Raw genomic sequence first — 20,004 nt, 5'->3', positions numbered from 1 at the left:
GGAGGCAGCGATGCGGTTCACCATCACCCACCCGATGCACAGCCATCCCTACAACCCGGAGCTGGTGAGCGGGGACGGCATCGGCAAGGTGGCCGCCGCGACGGAAGCGGCCGGGATCCACGGCTTCGGCTTCACCGATCACCCGGCCCCCTCGCAGCGATGGCTGGAGGCCGGTGGGCACGATGCGTTAGATCCTTTCGTCGCACTGGGTTTCGCGGCCGCCACCACGTCAACGCTGCGGCTGATCCCGAACATCGTGGTGCTGCCCTATCGAAACCCGTTCGTGGTGGCCAAGTCCGGCGCCACCCTGGACCTGCTCTCCGGTGGCCGATTCACGCTCGCGGTGGGCGTGGGCTACCTCAAGCGCGAATTTGCGGCACTGGGCGTCAGCTACGACGAGCGCGCCGAGCTGTTCGAGGAATCCCTACAGGTGATCCGGGCCATCTGGACCGGTGACGACATCTCCTTTGAGGGAAAGCATTTCAGCGCGCGGGGCATCACCGCACATCCCCGGCCCGTGAGCGATCCGCATCCGCCGATCTGGATCGGCGGCAACACGTCGTCATCGCGGCAGCGGGTGGCCCAGTACGGCGACGGGTGGTGCCCGTTCCCCGCGCCGCCGCAGTTGGCCCAGACCGCGGGCACGGCCGTCATCGACTCCATGCAGAAGCTCGCCGATGGCATCGACGACCTGCGGCGTAGATGCGATGCCGCGCAGCGGGATTGGTCGGCGATCGACATCACTTTCACCAACTTCGAGGGCGGCAGCCCCGGGAATGACGACTTCAACGCCGACGCCTACCTCGACGGCCTGGACAAGCTAACGAAGCTGGGCGTGACGTGGGTCAGCATCCACCTGCCCGGCGACAGCATGACGCACGCGCTGGAGACCCTCGACCGGTTCCGCACCCTGGTGATCGACGCGGCCTGATGGACTTCTCTCGCGTCGAACTTTCGCCCGAGGATCAGAAATTCTTCGATGAGACCCGGGCCTTCCTCGCCGAACACGTCACGGACGAGGTGCGCCGCCGCGATCGCGAGACTGGCGAAAACTTCAGCGAGCCGGTGCATTTGGCGCTGGGCGAAGCGGGGTATCTGACATCGGACTGGCAGCTGGAGTCCGAAGGGGGATTCGACCCGGTGCGCCGGCGAATCTTTCACCTCGAAATCGGCCGCGCCCATACGCCGTGGTTCCACTGGGGCACCACCGCGGTCGTCGCGCGCCTGGTGCAGCAGTTCGGGGCTCCCGAACTCGTCGAGTCGTTGCTGCCCGGCGTGCTGTCCGGCGAGACCCGGCTGTGTCTGGGATACACCGAGCCCGAGGGCGGCTCGGACGTGGCCACCTGCAAGACCCGCGCGGTGCGCGAGGCGGATGGATCGAGTTGGGTCATCAACGGCTCCAAGATGTTTACCTCGAACGCGCAGAATGCCAAATATGTATTCCTGCTTACCAACACCGATCCCCAGGGCCCGAAACACAAGAACCTGACCATGTTCCTGGTACCGCTGAATACACCCGGGATCGAGATCCAGGGCATCCGCACGGTCGACGGCGACCGCACCAACATCGTCTACTACAGCGACGTCCGGGTCGATGACCTCTACCGGATCGGCGAGGTCAACGGCGGCTGGACGGTGATGCGGTTCGCCCTCGATGCCGAACATGGCATCGCCGACCCGGCAGACCATGGCCTGCAGAATATTTCGATGCTGTCCGAGCATGGCCACCTGATGGCCGAGGCGGCCGACGGGGTCGCGGCACGCGTAGCGGGGCTCGACGACGACTCGGTGAAATACCGGCTGGGGCGCAGCATGGCCCGCATCGAGGCGGCGCTGTCGACTCCCGGCATGTACGGGCGCGTCGCGATCATCCAGACAATGCGTGACGTCTCACCGGAATTGATGGACATCCTGGGAGCCGCATCCGCGTTGCCCACCGAAACACCGGGTTCCGCCGACGACGGCGCGATGGAATTCATCTTCCGGCACGGGGTTCCCGCCGGCATCTACGGCGGCACCATGGAGGTGTTTCGCAACATGATCGCCCAGCACGAGCTGGGGCTTGGGCGGCCTAGCTACGGCAAGTAGGGCGCACTCCACCTGCGGTGAGTCCGTTCTGGCGCTACCTTTTCGGAGAAGCGCAGCCTATCCACCCGGGCCGCGCTGCTCCGCCGACTCGATGCCGGAAAGGTGGGCCGCGCAGTGGCCGTTCTCGTGGCCTTGGGCTCGTTCATCACCACATTGCTGGGCGGCTATGCGGCGCTGCGCATCGGTTCCTACCGCAATCTGGTTCTCGGCCTGGCCGCCGGGTTGATGCTCGGCGCGGTGGGCTTCGATCTGCTTCCGGAAGCCCTGAGCCGAGGGTCCTGGGTCCTGTTCGGAATTCGCAGTCCGCTAGTGGCTTTCGTTCTCGGTTTTCTGACACTGCACATCATCGAACGCAGGATCGGCATTCATGGCGGCCAAACGCCAGGTGAGGGTGATAATCCGCAAGCGCCCAGCGTGGGTCTCCTGGCGGCGACGGGTCTAGTGGGCCATAGCGTCATGGACGGGTTCGCCATCGGTGCCGCGTTTCAGGCGGGGACGGGGGTGGGCGCGGTGGTCGCGGTGGCCGTGATCGGCCACGACTTCGCGGACGGGTTCAACACCTACACCGTCACATCGCTCTATGGGAACGGACGTCGAAGGTCCTTGACGCTGCTGGCCGCAGATGCTGTCGCGCCGGTTGCCGGTGCGGCTCTGACCCTGGCGATCACGATTCCCCATCGCGTGCTCGAGGTATACCTCGGCTTCTTCGCGGGTTTCCTGATGTATCTGGCGAGCGCTGACATCCTGCCGCGAGCCAACACCGGGCGCCGCACCGTTGCGGCCTTGGCGTGCACACTGGGCGGGGTGCTGTTCATGCTGGTGATCGTCGGGCTGGCGAGCTAGCCCCGATCGCGGATCAGCCGGGCGGCAGCTCGGCCATCACCTCGACGCGGTTCTCGTCGAAACTCAGGAATCCCTTGATGGGCAGGCTTTCCGGTGGCGGGCCGGGATAGCTCCAGGCTACGTCCTCGACGACGTCGCCACCCGAGACGAACGACCAATACGTCGCAAAGCCCTTGTAATTGCAGTAACTCGACGTCTCGGAGCGCCGCAACAGATCGGTGCGCACGTGAGCGGGATCGACGTAGAGCCGCGGGGCGAGCGCGGTCTCGAAAAGAATCACCGTGTCGTCGGTGTCCACCAACGTGGTGCCGGCCACGCGGACGCGCAGGCGGCGTTGCGTCGGACGGCAATCGACGCGGTGATAGGGATTGGGCGGGTAGTGCACGAGCTTGCGTCCCTCTTCCAGCCAGGTGTCGACCGCGTCCCAGGGCACTCGGACGAAACCCGGCGCCTCGGGTTCCGGCTCGCTCGGTAGGTCGCCGACCTCGTCGGCTGCGAAGACGTAGCTCAGCGGCCGGCCCCGGCGGTGCACCATCAGCGCCCGTTCAGTGTCGATCACCACCTGCCCGTCCTTGACGGCCTGGACGCGTCGGGGATGCGGTTCGACGTAGACGACGTCGTCGGGTATCGCGGGGGAGAAGCGCCCCGCGGGATCGCTGCTGAGCGGACCACGCCCCGCTACCAGAGTCATGTGTCGTCCTTCCATCGCGCGCAAACGCCGCCGAACGCCACGCTAGCGTGGCACACGGAATGCGGCGTTGCGCTGGCGTGACGCTCGAGCGGCAGAGAGTGGGAATTTACCCATGGCGGGACCAATGGAGGGCGTCAAAGTCGTCGAGCTCGGGGTCTGGGTGGCCGGGCCGGCCGCCGGCGGCATCCTGGCGGACTGGGGCGCCGACGTGATCAAGATCGAACCGCCGACCGGTGATCCGGCGCGGATGTTCGGGCGGATGCTGGGCTGCGATCTGGGTCTGAATCCGCCGTTCGAGATGGACAACCGGTCCAAGCGGAGCGTCGTACTGGACCTCGGCACCGAGGAGGGCCGCGGCACCGCGCTCGAATTGCTCACTGGCGCCGACGTTTTCCTGACCAACGTGCGCCCCGGTGCGCTGCAGCGCCTCGGGATGGACTTCGAGGCGGTGTCGGCCGCCAACCCCCGCCTGGTCTACGGGCTCATCACCGGCTACGGCGAAGACGGCCCCGACGCCGACCGCGCCGCCTTCGACGTGGCCGCGTTCTGGTCCCGGGCCGGGGTGGCCCACCTGCTCACCCGGCCCGGCGACACGCCCCCGTTTCAGCGCGGCGGCATGGGCGACCACTCCGCCGGGATGACGCTGGCCGCGGCCGTGTGCGCGGCGCTGCTCGCGCGCGAACGCACCGGGACGGGCCAACTGGTGACCACCTCGCTCTACCGGCAGGGGGCCTACACCGTGAGCTTCGACCTCAACACCTATCTGATGAGCGGGCAGCCGATCGCGATCGGTCAGCGCGAAACGATGGGCAACCCGTGCATGAACAACTACACCGCCCAAGACGGGCGGCGATTCTGGATCGTCGGCCTGGAACCGGAGCGGCATTGGCCGGCGCTGTGCCGCGCGGTGGGCCGGCCCGAGTGGCGCGACGACCCCCGGTTCGCCGATGCCCGTGCCCGCGCCGTCAACTCGACCGTGCTGATCGCCGCGCTGGATGAGATCTTCGCGACGCGGCCCCTCCACGAGTGGGCACAGGTCTTCGCCGGCGAACCGGATTTTTTCTGGTCACCGGTCAACACCCTGGAGGACGTCGTCGCCGACGAGCAGTTCCACGCCGCGGGGGGCATCGTCGACGTGCCCGACGGCGAAGCCGCCGTGCCGATGGTGGCCACTCCGGCGGATTTCCACGGGACTCCCTGGGCACCGCGTTCTGCGGCACCGGAACTCGGCCAGCACACCGAGGAAGTCCTGGCCGACCTCGAGGCGCGCCGCGGCTCCTGACAGGCCGCCGGAACCTTTACAAATTTGACTAGAAGTGTCACGCTGTCCGGTGAGCCGCTTCGCCCTGCGCGTGACGCGGCCGCAGTCCGTGAGAAAGCCCATGACAAGCGTTTGAGACCCGCACCGACCAGGCGGCGGGTGGTGGTGAGGAATGGATCGATGGTCGCTCCGACGTTCGACATCAGCAAGAGCAGCGCTGCGAAAGCAACCGGCGCGAACGGCGAGGGTCTGCGTTATCGCCTCGACGTAGTCGCGGCCAGCGCCGCCGATGTCGTGCAATCGGCCGGAGGCTGGCTCTACGACCGGGCCATGGCCGGCTGGGAAGTGACCGTGCTGCTCCCGCGGGGTTGTGACACCCGGTCGTTGCGAATCCTGGGGGTGCGGGTCGCAGACCTCGAACCGGAGCTTGCCCAATTGGGCGCGGGCACGGCGAGCCTGGCCGTCAGCGCCGAGGCGTTCACTGCCGACCCCCGGGTGCGTGGCGCGGTGCTCGAATCGCTGAACAACCGGGTGACCGAGGTCGCGTTGTGGGGTGACGGGTGGCCCCTGGGCGTCAATCGCGCGACGGCCCGAGCGCAGCACCTGCTGAGCGGCGCGGCCCGCATGTTCAAGGGTTATGCGCTTGCGGCGGAGGGCATTCCGGGTGCGACGGTCCATGCCACCGAGGCCCTGCTTTGCGACGTGGGATCGGGGACCGACTCAGAGCTCATCCGGCTCGATTAGCCCATGAAGAAATACTTCCGACACACGCTGCTCTACTTGCACGAGACGATCTCGCTGGGATCCGGGCGAAGCGACCGCTTCACCGAGACCTTCGCAGACACCTATCAACCGATGATGGAGCAACTCGGGGCCCGGCTGTTCGCGATCTGGGAATCGACGCCCTACAACGGTCACTGGCCACAGGTGACGGTCATCTGGGAGATCGACGGCTTCGCCGACTACGCCAGGATCGGCGCCGCGCAGGCCCGCGGCGGCAGCCACGAGGCCGCGTCCGGTAAATGGGCCGCGTTTCTGGCTGACATCGGCGCCTCGGGGGAGGGGCGCATCATGTACCCCGGTCCCAGCAACAAGACGCTCGCCCAACTGCAAGAGGCGAATTTCACTGCGCCGCTGGTGATTCAGGAGATCATGCAGACCAAACCGGGACGCCAGGACGACTATATCCGCGAGCTGGAGCGGCTCTACGTCCCGTGGTCGGAACGCACCGGTAAGCGCTGGCTCGGATCATTCACCACGACCTTCCGCTATAACGAAGTCATCCACTACTGGGCGCTGGACGGCGGCTGGGACTGCTTCGCCGAGCACTATCCGTCCTGGAAAGAGAGCCCACCGGCGGAGATCGTCACCTGGATGAGCGTGGCGCCCGCGTTGCGCGACGGCTGGGAGGATTCCATTCTGCAGGCCCTCCCGCCCTCGCCGCTGCAGTGACGGAGTTACGAAACACTTTGGACACCAACGACTTCAGCTACGATCCCTTCGACGCGGCGGTGATGGCTAATCCATTGCCGTACTACCGGATCCTGCGCGACCACCACCCGGTGTACTACATGCCGCAATGGGACACCTTCGCGTTGTCGCGTTTCGAGGACATCTGGACGGTGCTGGAAGTCAACAACGGCACGTTCGTCGCCTCGGAGGGCACGCTGCCGCCGGCGTCGGTGCTGGCGCAACATAACAGCGGCCCCGTCGACGACCCGCCGCTGCACCCGCTGCCGTTTCACGCGATGTTCGACGCGGACCTGTACGGCGAGATCCGGCGCACCCACTCCCGGCCGTTTCGGCCCCGGGCGGTCACGGACCTGGAGGCCCGGATCCGCGCCCTGGCCAACGAACGCCTCGACGCGCTGCTCCCGGGCGGATCGTTCGACCTGACCCAGGACTACGGCGGGATCGTGGTGGCCGCCATCGTCTGCGAACTCCTGGGCATCCCAACCGATCTCGCACCGCAGGTGCTGGCCACCGTCAACGCGGGCAGCCTCGCCCAGCCGGGCGTCGGCGTGGACACCGGGCAAGCGCGTCCCAACTATTTCGAATACCTGCTGCCCGCCGTTGCGCGCCGCCGCGCCGATTCGTCCGGGGGACCGCTCGACGTGGTCGATGGTCTGCTCTGCTATCACCTGCCCGATGGCAGTGCGCTCGATGACATGGAAGTCGCGACGCAGATGCTGTGCATCTTCATCGGGGGGACCGAGACCGTGCCCAAAATCGTCGCCCACGGCCTTTGGGAGCTCAGCCGGCGGCCCGACCAACTGGCGGCCGTGCGCGCCGACGTCGAGAACAACGTGCTCGTCGCGCGTGAGGAGATGCTCCGATACTGCGCGCCGGCGCAGTGGTTCGCGCGAACGGTGCGCAAGCCGTTCGAGATTCACGGCCAGAACCTGAATCCCGGCCAGCGCGTCATCACTCTGCTCGCATCGGCCAACCGCGACGAGCGGGAATACCCCCAGCCCGACGAATTCATCTGGGACCGGCCCGTCCGCCGCTCGCTGGCGTTCGGCCGTGGCCAGCACTTCTGCATCGGCTACCACCTGGCGCGACTGGAAGTGGCTGTGCTGCTGGCCGAATGGCTTCGCCGGGTGCCCGACTACGAGATCCAAGGCGAAGCCGCCACCCGGCTGCCGTCCAGCTTCCAATGGGGCTGGAACAACATTCCGGTGGAGGTCTGACGTGTGGTCCTACCGGATCGTCGCCCCATATCTGTTCGAGCGCAACACGATCGGCGACAAGACACCCGATCACCTGGCCGACGGGCAGGTGCTGCTGCGGTTCCTGGCCGCGGGGGTTTGCGGCAGTGATCTGCCCGCCTTTCGCGGCGCCAAGGGCCGGCTGCCGGGTGACGACGGCCGCAGTGGTCCCGACAAGGACGGCTTTCCCATCCACGAGGTTGCCGGCGAGGTGATCGCCAGCCGGCATCCCGCACACCGCCCCGGAGATCGCGTGGTCGGCTGGGCGTCCGGGTTCGACGGCCTGATGGAACGCGTTGTCAGCGACGGCGAAGGATTGGCGCCGTACGATCCGGCGCTGAGCGCCGCGCAGGCGGTTGGGCTGCAACCGCTGGCCTGCGTGCTCTACGCCTGCGAGCAGCTCGGGGACCTGGCCAGCCGGCACGTCGCGATCATCGGCCAGGGATCGATCGGACTGTTGTTCTCGTACGTCGCCAAGGCGGCGGGTGCGCGGCGCGTCACCGGGGTCGACCCAATCGACCGACGGAATCTGGCAAGGGCTTTCGGCGTCGACGATGCGGTGCGCGCGACCAGCGACCGCTGGGTGAGTCAAATTCGGCCAGCGGACCGCGCCGACGTCGTCATCGAGGCCGTCGGCCACCAAGTCGCCACCCTGAACCACGCCATCGATGCCGCCGCCCCCGGCGGCACCGTGTTCTATTTCGGTGTCGCGGACGACGAGATGTACCCGATCAGCATGCGGGCGATGCTGCGCAACAACCTCACCCTGAAATCCGGTGTGACGCTGGACCGGCGGCGCATGCTGGAACTTGCCGGCAAGTTCGCCGCCGAGCATCCCTGGCTGCTCGGCGCCTACCTCACCCATACGTTCGGCATCGACGAGGTGCCGGACGCCTTCGACCTAGCCTGCCGGCCGGTCGCCGAACGCATCAAGATCGCGATCGCCGGATGAGTCGACCATGACGGAGCCTTCGCCGAGCAGTCTGCAGCTGGCACTGAGCCGCAAGACCCCGATTTTCGGCGGCTGGGTCACCGGTCCGACGGCGCTGGGCCCCGAGGAATTCGCCCGCGCCGGTTACGATTACGTGGGCTTCGACGCCCAGCACGGCTATCTCGACGACGCCGATATCGCCGGCATCTTGCGTCGCATCGAGCACGTGCCGGTCGGCACAGTGGTGCGCCTGCCCAACGCCGACGCGGCACCGATCGGGCGGGTGCTGGACGCCGGTGCCGACGCGGTCGTCATCGCGATGATCGAATCGGCGGACCAGGCAGCGGCGGCCGTGGCCGCCACCCGCTACCCACCGAGGGGCGTGCGCAGCTTCGGTCCGCTGCGGGCCAGCTTGGGCCACGACCCCGCCGCCCACGAATCTCGGGTCGCCGTGTTCGCGATGATCGAGACCGCGGCCGCGCTGTCCGGCATCGACGAGATCTGCGCCGTCGACGGCCTGACCGGAATCTACGTCGGCCCAGCCGATCTGGCCATTTCGCTGGGCGCCGCCGTCATCGGCGCGACCCGGCACCCGGACGTGCTCGACGCGATCGTGCGCATCCAGCGGGCGGCGGCGGACGCGGGCCTGGTCACCGGTATTCACGCCGGGGACGGCAAGGCGGGTCAAGCGATGGCGCAGTTGGGATTCGGGATGATCACCCTGGCCGCCGAGTCGCAGGCGCTGCGACGGGGAGCCGCGGAGCACCTGCGCGAGGCGAGCCGATGACGCACGACACCAACGAGGATCGGGCCGCGATCCGCGATCTGCTGGCCGGCTACGCCCTGGCGCTGGACGCCGGCGACTTCGACGAGTGCGCCCAGCTGTTCGCACCCGACGGCGAATTCCTGGTCTACGGCAGGACCTTTGCCGGCCATGACGGCATCGCCGGCATGTTCCGCGACGCGGCCCGCGGCCTGCACCTGACCGGAAGCGCCCGGATCCAGGTCGACGGAGAGCGCGCCACGGCCAGATCGCAGGTGTTGTTCGTCCGCGCGGGCGACCTGCAACTGCGGCCAGCGATCTACGACGACGAACTGACCCGTATCGCCGGGCGGTGGCACTTTGCGCGACGCCGGTGCCGCTTCATCACCACCGCCGGATTGGCCGACAGCCCCGAGGTGAGTCCCGCATGAACCAACGCGTCGCACTGGTGACCGGCGCCGCCGGCGGACAGGGCCGAGCCATCGCCAAACGCCTACGCGACACCGGGTTTTCGGTGGCCGCCTGTGACCGGCTGGTCGACGAACTCGGCGACGCGGGCGACGACGGCGTGCTCACCCTTGAGCTCGACGTCACCTCGCCGGAGCAGTGGGACTCCGTCGTCGCGGACGTCGTCGGCCGCTTCGGGTCGCTGAGCACGCTGGTCAATTGCGCCGGTGTGCTCCACCGAGCGTCGCTGACCGAGGAGACGGCCGAAGGCTTCGAAAGCGCCTGGCGGGTCAACTGTCTTGGGCCATTCCTCGGTATACGCGCGGCGCTGCAACACCTCCGAGAGGCGCCCAACGCGTCCATCGTCAACATCTGCAGCACCGGCGCGATCCGTCCGTTCCCTCAGCACAGCGCCTACGGATCATCGAAGTGGGCACTGCGCGGCCTGACCCAGACCGTCGCGGCCGAACTCGCCCCCTCCGGCATCCGGGTCAACGCCGTCTTCCCCGGGCCGATCGCCACACCGATGCTCGACGAGGTCACCCAGACCCGGCTGGCCGCGGCATCGATGTTCGGGCGGATAGGCGAGGCCGGTGAAGTCGCCGACGCCGTAGCGTTCTTGGTCTCCGAGCAGGCGTCGTTCATCACCGGCTCCGAACTCGTCATCGACGGTGCGCAATGCCTGCAGATCGGGTGAGCGACTTCTCGGTCGGCATCATCGGCGCCGGCCCCGGCGGGCTGGCGCTGGGAATCATGCTGTCGCAAGCCGGGTTTGACCGCTTCACAATCTTCGACCGAGAAGACGGCGTCGGGGGAACCTGGCAGATCAACACCTATCCGGGGCTGGCGTGCGACGTGAAATCACACCTCTACTCCTACTCGTTCGACCTCAACGCCCAATGGTCACGCCTGTGGTCGGGGCAGCCCGAGATCCTGGACTACTTCCAGCGCTGCGCCGACAAGTACGGTCTGCGGCCACACCTGCGGCTGCGCACCGAAATCCGCGCAGCACAGTGGGATTCGGACACCCAACTGTGGTGCGTGACCACCGCGCCCGGCGAGCAGCACCTTTTCAATGTGGTCGTGTCGGCCGTCGGCCTGTTCACCCGGCCGCTGCTTCCCGACCTGGTCGAGGAGGAGCCGTTCACCGGAACCGTGATGCACTCGTCACGCTGGGACCACTCGATCCCGCTGGAGGGCCAGCGGATTGCCGTGCTGGGCACCGGATCCACGGCCTCCCAACTGATCCCGGAGTTGGCCAAGGTGGCCGGCAAGGTGTACTCGGTGCAACGATCCCCGACCTGGATACTGCCCAAGCCGGACCGGCGCTACACGCGACGGGAGCGCTGGCTGTTCGCGCACCTGCCGCTGGCCAAGAGGCTCTATCGGACCCGGCTGTGGCTGCGCAGCGAATCCAACATCGGGGTGATCGAGCACGGGAGTGAAAAGGCCGAGGAATTCAAGGCCGTCGCCTTGGGGCTCCTGGCGAAGACCGTCGACGACGAGGACTTGCGGCGCAAGCTCACCCCGGACCACCCGATGGGGTGCAAACGGTTGGTGTTCTCCTCGGATTATCTGCCCGCGCTGACCCAGCCCCACGTCGAGGTGGTGACCAGCCCGGCGCGCGCCCTGCGCTCCCGATCCCTGGTCACCGCGGACGGCGCGGAGCACGAGGTCGATCTGGTGGTCTGCGCGACCGGTTACGCCGCCGCGGACTATCTCGGGGAAATGGACGTGTCCGGCGAACACGGCATCACCCTGAAAGAGGTGTGGCGCGACGGGGCGCACGCCTACTTCGGCATGGCCGTGCCGGAATTCCCCAACTTCTTCATGCTGTACGGACCGAACACCAACGTCGGCTCCAACAGCGTCATCTTCATCCTCGAAGCCCAGGCACGCTACATCGTGCGCGCACTGAAACACCTGCGGCGCAAGGAAAAACGCTACATCGCGGTACGCCCGTCGGCGTTGGCCGACTTCGTCGGCAAGATCGATCGGTGGATGGTGGGCACCGTGTGGACCACCCAGTGCAACAACTACTTCCGCGCCCCCAACGGGCGGGTGGTCACCCAGTGGCCGCGCAGCGCGCGTACCTTCTGGGGGATGACGCGCAGGTTCAAGCCCGCCGACTTCCTACTCGAAGCGCCGATCGCCTCGACGTCCGATGCCTACACCGCGCCGCAGCGGGGCAGCCGATGACGGATCTGGACGGTGCGGATCGCCTGGACCCCGCGTTGCGCGCCGTCGCGACGACGCGGACCGACTTTTCGCTGGCCGCAATCCAACTCATCCGCGAACCGTTCAACGAGCGACGCCGTCTGGCGGCCGAACAGACCGATACGCAAGGGGTCCGGATCGTCGAGGACACCGCGCCGGCTGAATCCGGCGATGTGAAGGTGCGAATCTACCGCGGCGGCCCGGCGGCGGAGCGGGCACCCGCGGTGGTGTACTGCCACGCCGGCGGGTTCGCGCTGGGCAACCTCGACACCGATCACCGCCAGTGTGTGGAGCTCGCGCGCCGCGGCCGCTGCACGGTGGTGTCGGTGGGCTACCGGCTGGCACCCGAACACCCCTACCCGGCCGCGCTCGAGGACGCGAGTGCCGTGCTGCGCTGGGTGGAGGCCAACGCGGGCGACCTGGGGGTCGATCGGGCCCGGCTGGCCGTCGCGGGCAGCAGCGCCGGCGCCACCCTTGCCGCGTGCCTGGCGCACGGTTCCACGGACGGGTCACTGCCGTCGGTGGTGTTCCAGTTGCTGCACCAACCGGTGCTCGACGATCGGATCACCACGTCGAAGGCGGAATTCCGCACGAGTCCGGCGTTCGACAGCGAGGCCGCCGAGCTGATGTGGCGCCATTACCTGGGCGCGGCCGCCGGATCGGCAGCCACGGTGCCGGCACGGCGATCCGGATTCGCCGGCCTGCCAGCGGCTTTGATCACCTGCGCGGAGGTCGACCCGTTCCGCGACGAGGCGGTCGACTACGCGTTGCTGCTGCTGCGCGCCGGAGTGTCGGCCGAGCTGCAGGTGTTCGGACGTACCTGCCACGGGTTCGATTCGCTGTTGCCCGATTGGTCGACCTCCGAGCGGCTGTTCGTCCTGCAGGGTCACGCGCTCGCGCGCCTCTGATCTGAGCCCGGGCCGCTTCGGTGTAGGACCTTTGCCCCTACTGCCGGTATCCGGGGCGCCGGAACAATCTGCTGAATGCAGATCACCGGCCTCGAGGTTGTGCCGTTCGAGACATTCGTCCCGGTCTGCTCACCCGAGATCGCGGAGGGCGGCATCTACACCCGCGCGGACTGGATTCTGCGCCGCGCTTCCGACATCAGCCGCATCGACGTGTTGCGCGGAGGTATCAGCGGAGTGATGAAGCTGGCCGGCATGTGCGAGGCGGTCGGCATCCGGTGCGAGCTGCACATGAGCGGTTTCGGCAACCTGCAAGTCCTCGGCGCCACAAGCGAAGACTGCATCCGAGGTAGCGGCGGTGACTAACCGTCGAATCTGATCAGCTGCCGCACGGCGGTGCCGTCGGCCAGGTTGTCCATCGCCTCGTTGATGTTTTCCAGCGGAATCGTCGACGACACCAGCGATTCCACCGGCAGCCGGCCCGACTGCCACAGCTCGACAAACCGGGGGATGTCTCGGCTGGGCACCGCCGAGCCGAGGTAACTGCCGATCAGCGATCGGCCTTCGGCGACAAAACCTAACGGAGACACGCTGATTCGCGCCGCCGGCGGCGGCAGGCCCACGGTGATGGTGCGCCCGCCGGGTGCGGTCAAGCCAATCGCGGTCTCCAACGCGGCGGGGTGGCCGACGGCCTCGATGACCACCGCCGCCTTCACCCCGGCGTCCGCGGCCTGCTGCGGTGTGTAGGTGTCGTGGGCGCCCAGCCGGCGGGCGGCGGCCAGCTTCTCCGGCAACTGATCGACGGCGACGACGCGGACGTCGTCGTAGGTCAGCGCGGTGAGCACCGCCGCCATCCCCACCCCACCGAGCCCGACCACGGCGACCGTCTGGCCCGGCCGCGGATGCCCCACGTTGAGCACCGCGCCGCCTCCGGTGAGCACCGCGCAGCCCAGCAGCGCGGCGACGTCGGGGGGCACCTCGCGGGGCACCGCGACCGCGCTCGCCCGATTGACGACCGCGTGCGTCGCGAACCCCGAGACGCCCAGGTGGTGATACACCGGGTGGCCGGCCCGGCTGAGGCGAATGTCGCCGCCGAGCAAGGTGCCGGCGCCGTTTGCCGCGCTGCCCGGCTCACACGGTGTCAGGCCCTCGGTCGCGCACGCCGCGCAATGGCCGCACCGCGGCAGGAACACCAGCACCACGCGCTGGCCGACGGCCAGGTCGTCGGCGCCCTCGCCGACCCGCTCGACGATCCCGGAGGCCTCGTGGCCGAGCAACATCGGCACCGGCCGCACCCGGTTGCCGTCGACCACCGACAGGTCGGAGTGACAGATGCCGGCCGCCTCGACGCGGACCAGGACTTCGTCGCGGCCCGGCGGTGCGAGGTCGAGTTCGGTGACGGCGATCGGCCGCGACTGCGCGTAGGGCCGGGGTGACCCGATGCGCTCCAGGACCGCGCCCCGAATTCCAGACATGCTGGAATACAACCATGGCGTCGGCTTCCGTAGTTCCGCCCGCACCGGACGGGCTGACCAGCAACGACTTTCCGGTGCTGTGGCCGGTCGGAACCCGGTGGGCCGACAACGACATGTTCGGCCACCTCAACAACGCGGTGTACTACCAGCTGTTCGACACCGCGATCAACGCCTGGATCAACACCAGCACCGGGCTGGACCCGATCACCACGCCCGCACTGGGCATCGTCGCCGAATCGGGTTGCCGCTATTTCTCCGAACTGCAGTTCCCCCAGAATCTAGCGGTGGGCCTGGCCGTCACGCGGTTGGGCCGCAGCAGCGTCACTTACCGGCTCGGGGTATTCCGCGCGGACCAGAACGAGGCCGCGAAGAACCAGGGGCGCCCCATCACCGCGCTGGGGCACTGGGTACACGTTTACGTCGACCGGGTCACCCGCAAGTCCGTCCCGATTCCCGACGCCGTTCGCGCGTTGCTGGCGACGGCCGCCGTGGATCCGCCAGGGGACCAATAAGCGTCTGGCATCAGGGCTTTCGCCGGCAAACGGGCCGCGCGACGGCATCGCGAGGACCCGTCGCGGGTCCGGCTATGCTTCGCGCATGCCAGTCATGAGCAGGACCGTCGAGGTGGACGCCGACGCCGCATTGATCATGAGGATCGTCGGCGACTTCGAGGCCTACCCGCAGTGGAACGAGGAGATCAAGGGCCTCTGGGTGCTTGCCCGCTACGACGACGGGCGCCCCAGCCAGCTGCGGCTCGACACCGATTACCAAGGCATGCAGAGCATGTTCATCCAGGCCGTCTACTACCCCGGGGAAAACCAGATTCAGACCGTCCTGCAGCAGGGCGACCTGTTCACCAAGCAGGAGCAGCTGTTCAGCGTGGTGGCGATGGGAGGCTCGAGCTTGCTGACGGTGGATCTGGACGTCGAAACCTCGATGCCGGTTCCGGCGCCGATGGTCAAGCAACTCCTCAACAACGTGCTCGATCATCTGGCCGACAGCCTCAAGCAGCGCGCCGAGCAGCTGGCCGCCACCTAGCTCAGGTTGATTGCGGCGACCCGCTTCGCCCGGCTTCGCCGCCCTCGCGATCGCCTCAGGTTGATTGCGGCGACCCGCTTCGCCCGGCTTCGCCGCCCTCGCGATCGCCTCAGGTTGATTGCGGCGACCCGCTTCGCCCGGCTTCGCCGCCCTCGCGATCGCCTCAGGTTGATTGCGGCGACCCGCTTCGCCCGCTAGCTCAGAAGATTCCGGTGCGGTCGCGCATCTCGGTCAGCCGGGTCGCCGCGTCGGTGAATTGCCACACCGTGTATTCGATCACCGCGGCGGTGTCGCGCCGCCGCAGCGCGGCGATCAGCTGCCGGTGGTTGGCGACGGCGGCTTCGCCCCACTGCGGATCGGCGGCGTAGACCAGCACCGGCATGTAGCGCGCGGCATTGAGCAGGAACCAGGCCAGTTTGATCCGGCCGCTCGCCTGGTTGAAGACCCGGTGGAACGCGAACTCGATGCCGGCGATGGTCTCGGCGTCGCTGGATCCGACGGCCGCGGCGAGCGAGTCGTTGATCCGGTCCAGCTCGTCGATCCCGGCGTCGGTGATGTGGTCGGTGGCCGCGGCCGCCAGCTCGCGGGCGATAGACGCCTGCAGCCAGAAGATGTCCTCGATGTCCTGTCGGGTCAGCGGCAGCACGACGTGACCGCGGTGCGGTTCCAGCTGCACCATGCCCTCGCCGCGCAGCTTCAGCAGGGCCTCCCGCACCGGGGTGACGCTGACCCCGAGCTCGGCCGCCGTCTCGTCCAGACGGATGAACGTCCCCGGACGCAGCGTGCCGGCCATGATCGCCGCCCGCAACCGACCCGCGACCTCGTCGGACAACTGCGCCCGGCGCAGCGGCCGCCGATTCCTCGGCTGCATTGACATCGGTGCGTTCACAGGGGCTGCCAGGGCTTTCGTGGGCTTGGCGGGACGGGGTTTAAGTTTTGACGGGTGTTGACGGGGACTTGTCAGTAGAGTGTCAACGCCATAATGTGACCCAGACAACACTAAGTTTTATCAAATATCAACCTGGCGCAAGCGGTGCGCGAGTGAAGGGAAGTGTGGGGCTTGACCGCGCAATTGGCGAACAATCAGACGCAGGCGAACGAGCAGCCGTACCTGGCCCGGCGACAGAATTGGGTGAACCAGCTCGAACGGCATGCCTTGATGCAACCCGGGGCGACGGCGATGAGGTTCTTGGGCAAGACCCTGACTTGGGGTGACCTGCGCAGCCGGGTGGCGGCGCTGGCCGACGCGCTGAGCCGCCGGGGTGTCGGCTTCGGCGACCGGGTCATGATCCTGATGCTCAACCGCACCGAGTTCGTCGAATCGGTGCTGGCCGCCAACATGCTCGGCGCCATCGCGGTTCCGCTGAACTTCCGGCTCACTCCGGCCGAAATCGCTTTCCTGGTCCAGGATTGCGAAGCGCGCGTGATCATCACCGAACCGGTGCTGGCCCCGGTGGCCGCCGGAGTTCGCGACATCGAGTCGATGCTGGGCACCATCGTGGTGGCAGGCGCTTCGACCGATGACAGCGTGCTCGGTTATGAGGACCTGATCGAGGAGTCCGGGGACGCGCACCAACCCGTCGACATCCCGAACGACTCGCCGGCGCTGATCATGTACACCTCGGGCACCACCGGCCGGCCGAAAGGCGCCGTGCTGACCCACACCAACCTGACCGGCCAGACCATGACCGGGCTGTACACCAACGGCGCCGACATCAACAGCGACGTCGGATTCATCGGTGTGCCGTTCTTCCACATCGCCGGCATCGGCAACATGCTGACCGGCTTGTTGCTCGGCATCCCGACGGTGATCTACCCGCTCGGTGCATTCGAACCCGGGCAACTGCTCGACGTGCTGGCCGAGGAGAAGGTCACCGGAATCTTCCTGGTGCCCGCCCAGTGGCAGGCGGTCTGCGCCGAACAGCACGCTCGCCCGCGTGACCTGAAATTGCGGGTGATCTCGTGGGGGGCCGCGCCGGCGCCCGACGCCCTGCTGCGGGAGATGTCGGAGAGGTTCCCCGGCACCCATATTCTGGCCGCGTTCGGCCAGACGGAGATGTCGCCGGTCACCTGCATGTTGCTGGGTGAAGACGCCATTCGTAAACGGGGCTCGGTGGGCAAGGTGATCCCCACCGTCGCCGCCCGCGTCGTCGACGAAAACATGAATGACGTGCCGATCGGTGAGATCGGTGAAATCGTTTATCGCGCACCAACTTTGATGAGCGGCTACTGGAACAATCCGGAGGCCACGGCAGAAGCGTTCGCGGGCGGCTGGTTTCACTCCGGAGACCTCGTCCGCATGGACTCCGACGGCTACGTGTGGGTGGTCGACCGCAAGAAGGACATGATCATCTCCGGTGGCGAGAACATCTACTGCGCCGAGGTGGAGAACGTGCTCGCCAGCCACCCCAGCATCGTCGAGGTCGCCGTCATCGGCCGCGCGCATGACAAGTGGGGCGAGGTGCCCATCGCGGTCGCCGCTGTCGCGGGCGACAATCTACGGCTCGACGAGCTGGACGAGTTTTTGACCGAGCGGCTGGCCCGGTACAAGCACCCGAAGGCGCTCGAGATCGTCGACGCGCTGCCGCGTAACCCGGCCGGGAAGGTGCTCAAGACTGAACTGCGCGTCCGTTACGGAGTTGGAGAAATCGACTAAATCCATTCTTGGGCAAGAGATTTTGGGAGCAGGGAGGAAAGCCGACGGGACCTGTAACGTTTGCCAGCTGTTGACGAAGGGTTAATTGTGCGGATGCGGTTCACACCTGGAAGACCATCGGGTACATTCCTGTGGTCTCCGTTACTACTTGCCAGTAGGGAGCCGATGGTCACAGGCATCAAGCCGGGGCGAGGTGGGGGCACCCCCAGCTGCACAGCGGCAAGGGGGCGAGGCGTGCTACATGATCCGTCGCGACGCCGGCAGGCGCGCGGTGACGGCCGGAGGGGGCAGCGGTGACTTCAACGTCGACGAGTCGGCGGGGTCCCTACTTGGTTAGCTATGTGCGCGACCAGCTGGAGACGCCCCTGACGCTCGTCGGGGGATTCTTCCGGATGTGCGTGCTCACCGGAAGGGCGCTGCTCCGCTGGCCGTTCCAGTATCGGGAATTCATCCAGCAGTGCTGGTTCATCATGCGGGTCGCCTTCCTGCCGACCATCATGGTGTCGATCCCGCTGACCGTTCTGCTGATCTTCACGCTCAACGTCCTGCTCGCCCAGTTCGGCGCTGCTGACCTGTCCGGCGCCGGCGCGGCGATCGGCGCGGTCACCCAGCTCGGTCCGCTGACCACCGTGCTGGTGGTCGCCGGTGCCGGCTCGACCGCGATCTGCGCCGACCTGGGCGCCCGCACCATCCGCGAAGAGATCGACGCGATGGAGGTGCTCGGCATCGACCCGATCCACCGGCTCGTGGTGCCCCGGGTGGTCGCCGCGACCCTGGTCGCCACCCTGCTCAACGGCCTGGTGATCACCGTCGGCCTGGTCGGCGGCTACCTGTTCGGCGTCTACCTGCAAAACGTGTCCGGTGGCGCGTACCTGGCCACCCTGACCACCATCACCGGCTTGCCCGAGGTCATCATCGCGACGGTCAAAGCCGCGATCTTCGGTCTCATCGCCGGGCTGGTCGGTTGCTACCGCGGGCTGACCGTGCGCGGCGGCTCGAAGGGCCTGGGCACCGCCGTCAACGAGACCGTCGTGCTCTGCGTCGTCGCGCTCTACGCCGTCAACGTCGTGCTGACCACCATCGGCGTGCGGTTCGGGACGGGGCACTGACATGTCGACTGCCGCCGTCTTTCGCTCCCGCTTCCCGCGGGCGGCAGAGAACCTCAACCGCTACGGCCTCGCCGCGGCCCGCGGTCTCGACGACATCGGTCAGATGGCGTGGTTCGGCACCATTGCCGCCGGGCACATCCCGCACGCGCTGCGCAACTATCGCAAAGAGACCCTGCGACTGATCGCCCAGATCGGCATGGGCACCGGCGCCATGGCGGTCATCGGTGGCACCGTCGCCATCGTCGGCTTCGTGACGCTGTCCGGTAGCTCCCTGGTCGCCATTCAGGGGTTCGCCTCGTTGGGCAACATCGGTGTCGAGGCGTTCACCGGCTTCTTCGCCGCGCTGATCAACGTGCGCATCGCCGCGCCCGTCGTCACTGGCATCGCCATGGCCGCCACGGTCGGCGCGGGCGCCACGGCGGAGCTGGGCGCCATGCGCATCAGCGAGGAGGTCGACGCCCTGGAAGTGATGGGCATCAAATCGATCTCGTTCTTGGCCTCCACCCGCATCATGGCCGGGCTGGTCGTGATCATCCCGATCTACTCGATGGCGATCATCATGACCTTCCTCTCCCCGCAGATCACCACCACGGTGATCTACGGCCAGTCCAACGGCACCTACGAGCACTACTTCCGGACGTTCCTGCGCCCCGACGACGTGTTCTGGTCGTTCCTGGAAGCCATCATCATCACCGCGGTCGTGATGATCACCCACTGCTTCTACGGCTACAACGCCGGCGGTGGTCCCGTCGGCGTGGGTGAGGCCGTCGGTCGATCGATGCGTTTCTCGCTGGTGTCGGTACAGGTTGTCGTGTTGGCCGCCGCGTTGGCGCTGTATGGCGTCAACCCCAACTTCGCGCTCACGGTGTAAC

Annotated in this window: 22 protein-coding genes; 19 read left to right on the top strand and 3 right to left on the bottom strand. The window is 67.5% G+C overall.

Annotated elements, in window-relative coordinates; genetic code table 11:
* Nucleotides 1-10: 10 nt before the first annotated feature.
* The 3 genes from G6N50_RS18530 to G6N50_RS18520 all read left to right on the top strand — a co-directional run bounded on the left by G6N50_RS18530 (nt 11) and on the right by G6N50_RS18520 (nt 2,931).
* A complete protein-coding gene (locus G6N50_RS18530; protein WP_083094607.1) occupies nt 11-931 on the top strand; it encodes an LLM class F420-dependent oxidoreductase in 921 nt (306 codons plus the stop codon).
* A complete protein-coding gene (locus G6N50_RS18525; RefSeq protein ID WP_083094606.1) occupies nt 931-2,088 on the top strand; it encodes an acyl-CoA dehydrogenase family protein in 1,158 nt (385 codons plus the stop codon). Before G6N50_RS18530 ends, G6N50_RS18525 begins: the two co-directional genes overlap by 1 nt.
* Before the next feature lie 114 nt (nt 2,089-2,202).
* Nucleotides 2,203-2,931 (top strand): ZIP family metal transporter, encoded by a 729-nt coding sequence (locus G6N50_RS18520; RefSeq protein WP_083094605.1) that lies wholly within the window; start codon nt 2,203-2,205, stop codon nt 2,929-2,931.
* 13 nt (nt 2,932-2,944) lie between these two features.
* Here the strand turns inward: G6N50_RS18520 and G6N50_RS18515 are convergent, their stop codons facing one another.
* Nucleotides 2,945-3,622: a DUF427 domain-containing protein gene (locus G6N50_RS18515; protein WP_083094604.1), complete on the bottom strand. Its 678-nt coding sequence runs from the start codon at nt 3,620-3,622 to the stop codon at nt 2,945-2,947.
* 112 nt (nt 3,623-3,734) lie between these two features.
* On the opposite strand from G6N50_RS18515, the gene G6N50_RS18510 reads away from it, so the two are divergent.
* The 11 genes from G6N50_RS18510 to G6N50_RS18460 all read left to right on the top strand — a co-directional run bounded on the left by G6N50_RS18510 (nt 3,735) and on the right by G6N50_RS18460 (nt 13,220).
* Nucleotides 3,735-4,904, top strand: a complete 1,170-nt coding sequence (locus G6N50_RS18510) for a CaiB/BaiF CoA transferase family protein (protein ID WP_083094603.1) — start codon at nt 3,735-3,737, stop codon at nt 4,902-4,904.
* Nucleotides 4,905-5,063: 159 nt separating this feature from the next.
* Complete coding sequence (locus tag G6N50_RS18505) at nt 5,064-5,627, top strand: hypothetical protein (protein WP_083094602.1); 564 nt, start codon at nt 5,064-5,066, stop codon at nt 5,625-5,627.
* A 3-nt stretch (nt 5,628-5,630) separates the two neighbouring features.
* Nucleotides 5,631-6,335 (top strand): NIPSNAP family protein, encoded by a 705-nt coding sequence (locus G6N50_RS18500; RefSeq protein ID WP_083094601.1) that lies wholly within the window; start codon nt 5,631-5,633, stop codon nt 6,333-6,335.
* A 62-nt stretch (nt 6,336-6,397) separates the two neighbouring features.
* The gene (locus G6N50_RS18495; protein WP_169926954.1) at nt 6,398-7,573 is read left to right on the top strand and encodes a cytochrome P450; all 1,176 of its coding nucleotides are present in this window, start codon (nt 6,398-6,400) and stop codon (nt 7,571-7,573) included.
* 1 nt (nt 7,574) lies between these two features.
* A complete protein-coding gene (locus G6N50_RS18490) occupies nt 7,575-8,543 on the top strand; it encodes a zinc-binding dehydrogenase (RefSeq protein ID WP_083094599.1) in 969 nt (322 codons plus the stop codon).
* Nucleotides 8,544-8,550: 7 nt separating this feature from the next.
* Nucleotides 8,551-9,309, top strand: a complete 759-nt coding sequence (locus G6N50_RS18485) for an HpcH/HpaI aldolase family protein (RefSeq protein ID WP_083094598.1) — start codon at nt 8,551-8,553, stop codon at nt 9,307-9,309.
* On the top strand, nt 9,306-9,716 hold the full coding sequence (locus G6N50_RS18480) for a nuclear transport factor 2 family protein (protein ID WP_083094597.1): 411 nt from the start codon (nt 9,306-9,308) through the stop codon (nt 9,714-9,716). Before G6N50_RS18485 ends, G6N50_RS18480 begins: the two co-directional genes overlap by 4 nt.
* Nucleotides 9,713-10,429 (top strand): SDR family NAD(P)-dependent oxidoreductase, encoded by a 717-nt coding sequence (locus G6N50_RS18475; RefSeq protein WP_083094596.1) that lies wholly within the window; start codon nt 9,713-9,715, stop codon nt 10,427-10,429. Before G6N50_RS18480 ends, G6N50_RS18475 begins: the two co-directional genes overlap by 4 nt.
* Nucleotides 10,411-11,931, top strand: coding sequence for a flavin-containing monooxygenase (locus G6N50_RS18470; protein WP_083094595.1), 1,521 nt, complete (start codon nt 10,411-10,413; stop codon nt 11,929-11,931). The genes G6N50_RS18475 and G6N50_RS18470 overlap by 19 nt, the downstream gene beginning before the upstream one ends.
* Nucleotides 11,928-12,857 carry an alpha/beta hydrolase gene (locus tag G6N50_RS18465; protein ID WP_083094594.1) on the top strand — a complete coding sequence of 310 codons (930 nt, stop codon included), beginning with the start codon at nt 11,928-11,930 and terminating at the stop codon, nt 12,855-12,857. The genes G6N50_RS18470 and G6N50_RS18465 overlap by 4 nt, the downstream gene beginning before the upstream one ends.
* 75 nt (nt 12,858-12,932) lie before the next feature.
* Nucleotides 12,933-13,220 carry an enolase C-terminal domain-like protein gene (locus G6N50_RS18460; RefSeq protein ID WP_083094593.1) on the top strand — a complete coding sequence of 96 codons (288 nt, stop codon included), beginning with the start codon at nt 12,933-12,935 and terminating at the stop codon, nt 13,218-13,220.
* Here G6N50_RS18460 and G6N50_RS18455 read toward each other — a convergent pair.
* Entirely contained in the window at nt 13,217-14,329 is a 1,113-nt protein-coding gene (locus tag G6N50_RS18455) for an alcohol dehydrogenase catalytic domain-containing protein (RefSeq protein WP_083094592.1), read from the bottom strand. The two genes, G6N50_RS18460 and G6N50_RS18455, sit on opposite strands and share 4 nt — an antisense overlap.
* A gap of 14 nt (nt 14,330-14,343) precedes the next feature.
* Between G6N50_RS18455 and G6N50_RS18450 the strand changes: the two genes are divergently transcribed.
* Both G6N50_RS18450 and G6N50_RS18445 read left to right on the top strand, forming a co-directional pair.
* On the top strand, nt 14,344-14,841 hold the full coding sequence (locus G6N50_RS18450) for an acyl-CoA thioesterase (RefSeq protein WP_142275502.1): 498 nt from the start codon (nt 14,344-14,346) through the stop codon (nt 14,839-14,841).
* Between the two features lie 85 nt (nt 14,842-14,926).
* Nucleotides 14,927-15,367 (top strand): SRPBCC family protein, encoded by a 441-nt coding sequence (locus G6N50_RS18445; protein WP_083094591.1) that lies wholly within the window; start codon nt 14,927-14,929, stop codon nt 15,365-15,367.
* Nucleotides 15,368-15,566: 199 nt separating this feature from the next.
* Here G6N50_RS18445 and G6N50_RS18440 read toward each other — a convergent pair whose 3' ends face one another.
* Entirely contained in the window at nt 15,567-16,244 is a 678-nt protein-coding gene (locus G6N50_RS18440) for a GntR family transcriptional regulator (RefSeq protein ID WP_179970032.1), read from the bottom strand.
* A gap of 183 nt (nt 16,245-16,427) precedes the next feature.
* Between G6N50_RS18440 and fadD5 the strand changes: the two genes are divergently transcribed.
* The 3 genes from fadD5 to G6N50_RS18425 all read left to right on the top strand — a co-directional run bounded on the left by fadD5 (nt 16,428) and on the right by G6N50_RS18425 (nt 20,003).
* Complete coding sequence (fadD5, locus tag G6N50_RS18435; protein WP_083094754.1) at nt 16,428-18,023, top strand: fatty-acid--CoA ligase FadD5; 1,596 nt, start codon at nt 16,428-16,430, stop codon at nt 18,021-18,023.
* A gap of 293 nt (nt 18,024-18,316) precedes the next feature.
* Nucleotides 18,317-19,132: an MlaE family ABC transporter permease gene (locus G6N50_RS18430; protein ID WP_083094589.1), complete on the top strand. Its 816-nt coding sequence runs from the start codon at nt 18,317-18,319 to the stop codon at nt 19,130-19,132.
* A 1-nt stretch (nt 19,133) separates the two neighbouring features.
* Nucleotides 19,134-20,003, top strand: a complete 870-nt coding sequence (locus tag G6N50_RS18425; protein ID WP_083094588.1) for an ABC transporter permease — start codon at nt 19,134-19,136, stop codon at nt 20,001-20,003.
* The last annotated feature ends 1 nt before the right edge of the window (nt 20,004 follow it).

Origin of the sequence: Mycobacterium mantenii (genome assembly GCF_010731775.1) — a bacterium.
Lineage (GTDB): Bacteria > Actinomycetota > Actinomycetes > Mycobacteriales > Mycobacteriaceae > Mycobacterium > Mycobacterium mantenii.
This window is presented reverse-complemented; position numbering and strand designations above follow the sequence as displayed.

Excerpts from the sequence above, each read along its gene's own strand:
- G6N50_RS18515 (WP_083094604.1), bottom strand. The coding sequence starts at position 3,622 with ATGACTCTGGTAGCGGGGCGTGGTCCGCTCAGCAGCGATCCCGCGGGG.
- G6N50_RS18450 (WP_142275502.1), top strand. The coding sequence starts at position 14,344 with ATGGCGTCGGCTTCCGTAGTTCCGCCCGCACCGGACGGGCTGACCAGC.
- G6N50_RS18475 (WP_083094596.1), top strand. The coding sequence starts at position 9,713 with ATGAACCAACGCGTCGCACTGGTGACCGGCGCCGCCGGCGGACAGGGC.
- G6N50_RS18455 (WP_083094592.1), bottom strand. The coding sequence starts at position 14,329 with ATGTCTGGAATTCGGGGCGCGGTCCTGGAGCGCATCGGGTCACCCCGG.
- G6N50_RS18465 (WP_083094594.1), top strand. The coding sequence starts at position 11,928 with ATGACGGATCTGGACGGTGCGGATCGCCTGGACCCCGCGTTGCGCGCC.
- G6N50_RS18470 (WP_083094595.1), top strand. The coding sequence starts at position 10,411 with ATGCCTGCAGATCGGGTGAGCGACTTCTCGGTCGGCATCATCGGCGCC.
- G6N50_RS18510 (WP_083094603.1), top strand. The coding sequence starts at position 3,735 with ATGGCGGGACCAATGGAGGGCGTCAAAGTCGTCGAGCTCGGGGTCTGG.
- G6N50_RS18495 (WP_169926954.1), top strand. The coding sequence starts at position 6,398 with ATGGCTAATCCATTGCCGTACTACCGGATCCTGCGCGACCACCACCCG.
- G6N50_RS18500 (WP_083094601.1), top strand. The coding sequence starts at position 5,631 with ATGAAGAAATACTTCCGACACACGCTGCTCTACTTGCACGAGACGATC.
- G6N50_RS18440 (WP_179970032.1), bottom strand. The coding sequence starts at position 16,244 with ATGTCAATGCAGCCGAGGAATCGGCGGCCGCTGCGCCGGGCGCAGTTG.
- G6N50_RS18425 (WP_083094588.1), top strand. The coding sequence starts at position 19,134 with ATGTCGACTGCCGCCGTCTTTCGCTCCCGCTTCCCGCGGGCGGCAGAG.
- G6N50_RS18445 (WP_083094591.1), top strand. The coding sequence starts at position 14,927 with ATGCCAGTCATGAGCAGGACCGTCGAGGTGGACGCCGACGCCGCATTG.
- G6N50_RS18530 (WP_083094607.1), top strand. The coding sequence starts at position 11 with ATGCGGTTCACCATCACCCACCCGATGCACAGCCATCCCTACAACCCG.
- G6N50_RS18460 (WP_083094593.1), top strand. The coding sequence starts at position 12,933 with ATGCAGATCACCGGCCTCGAGGTTGTGCCGTTCGAGACATTCGTCCCG.
- G6N50_RS18480 (WP_083094597.1), top strand. The coding sequence starts at position 9,306 with ATGACGCACGACACCAACGAGGATCGGGCCGCGATCCGCGATCTGCTG.
- G6N50_RS18505 (WP_083094602.1), top strand. The coding sequence starts at position 5,064 with ATGGTCGCTCCGACGTTCGACATCAGCAAGAGCAGCGCTGCGAAAGCA.
- G6N50_RS18485 (WP_083094598.1), top strand. The coding sequence starts at position 8,551 with ATGACGGAGCCTTCGCCGAGCAGTCTGCAGCTGGCACTGAGCCGCAAG.
- G6N50_RS18525 (WP_083094606.1), top strand. The coding sequence starts at position 931 with ATGGACTTCTCTCGCGTCGAACTTTCGCCCGAGGATCAGAAATTCTTC.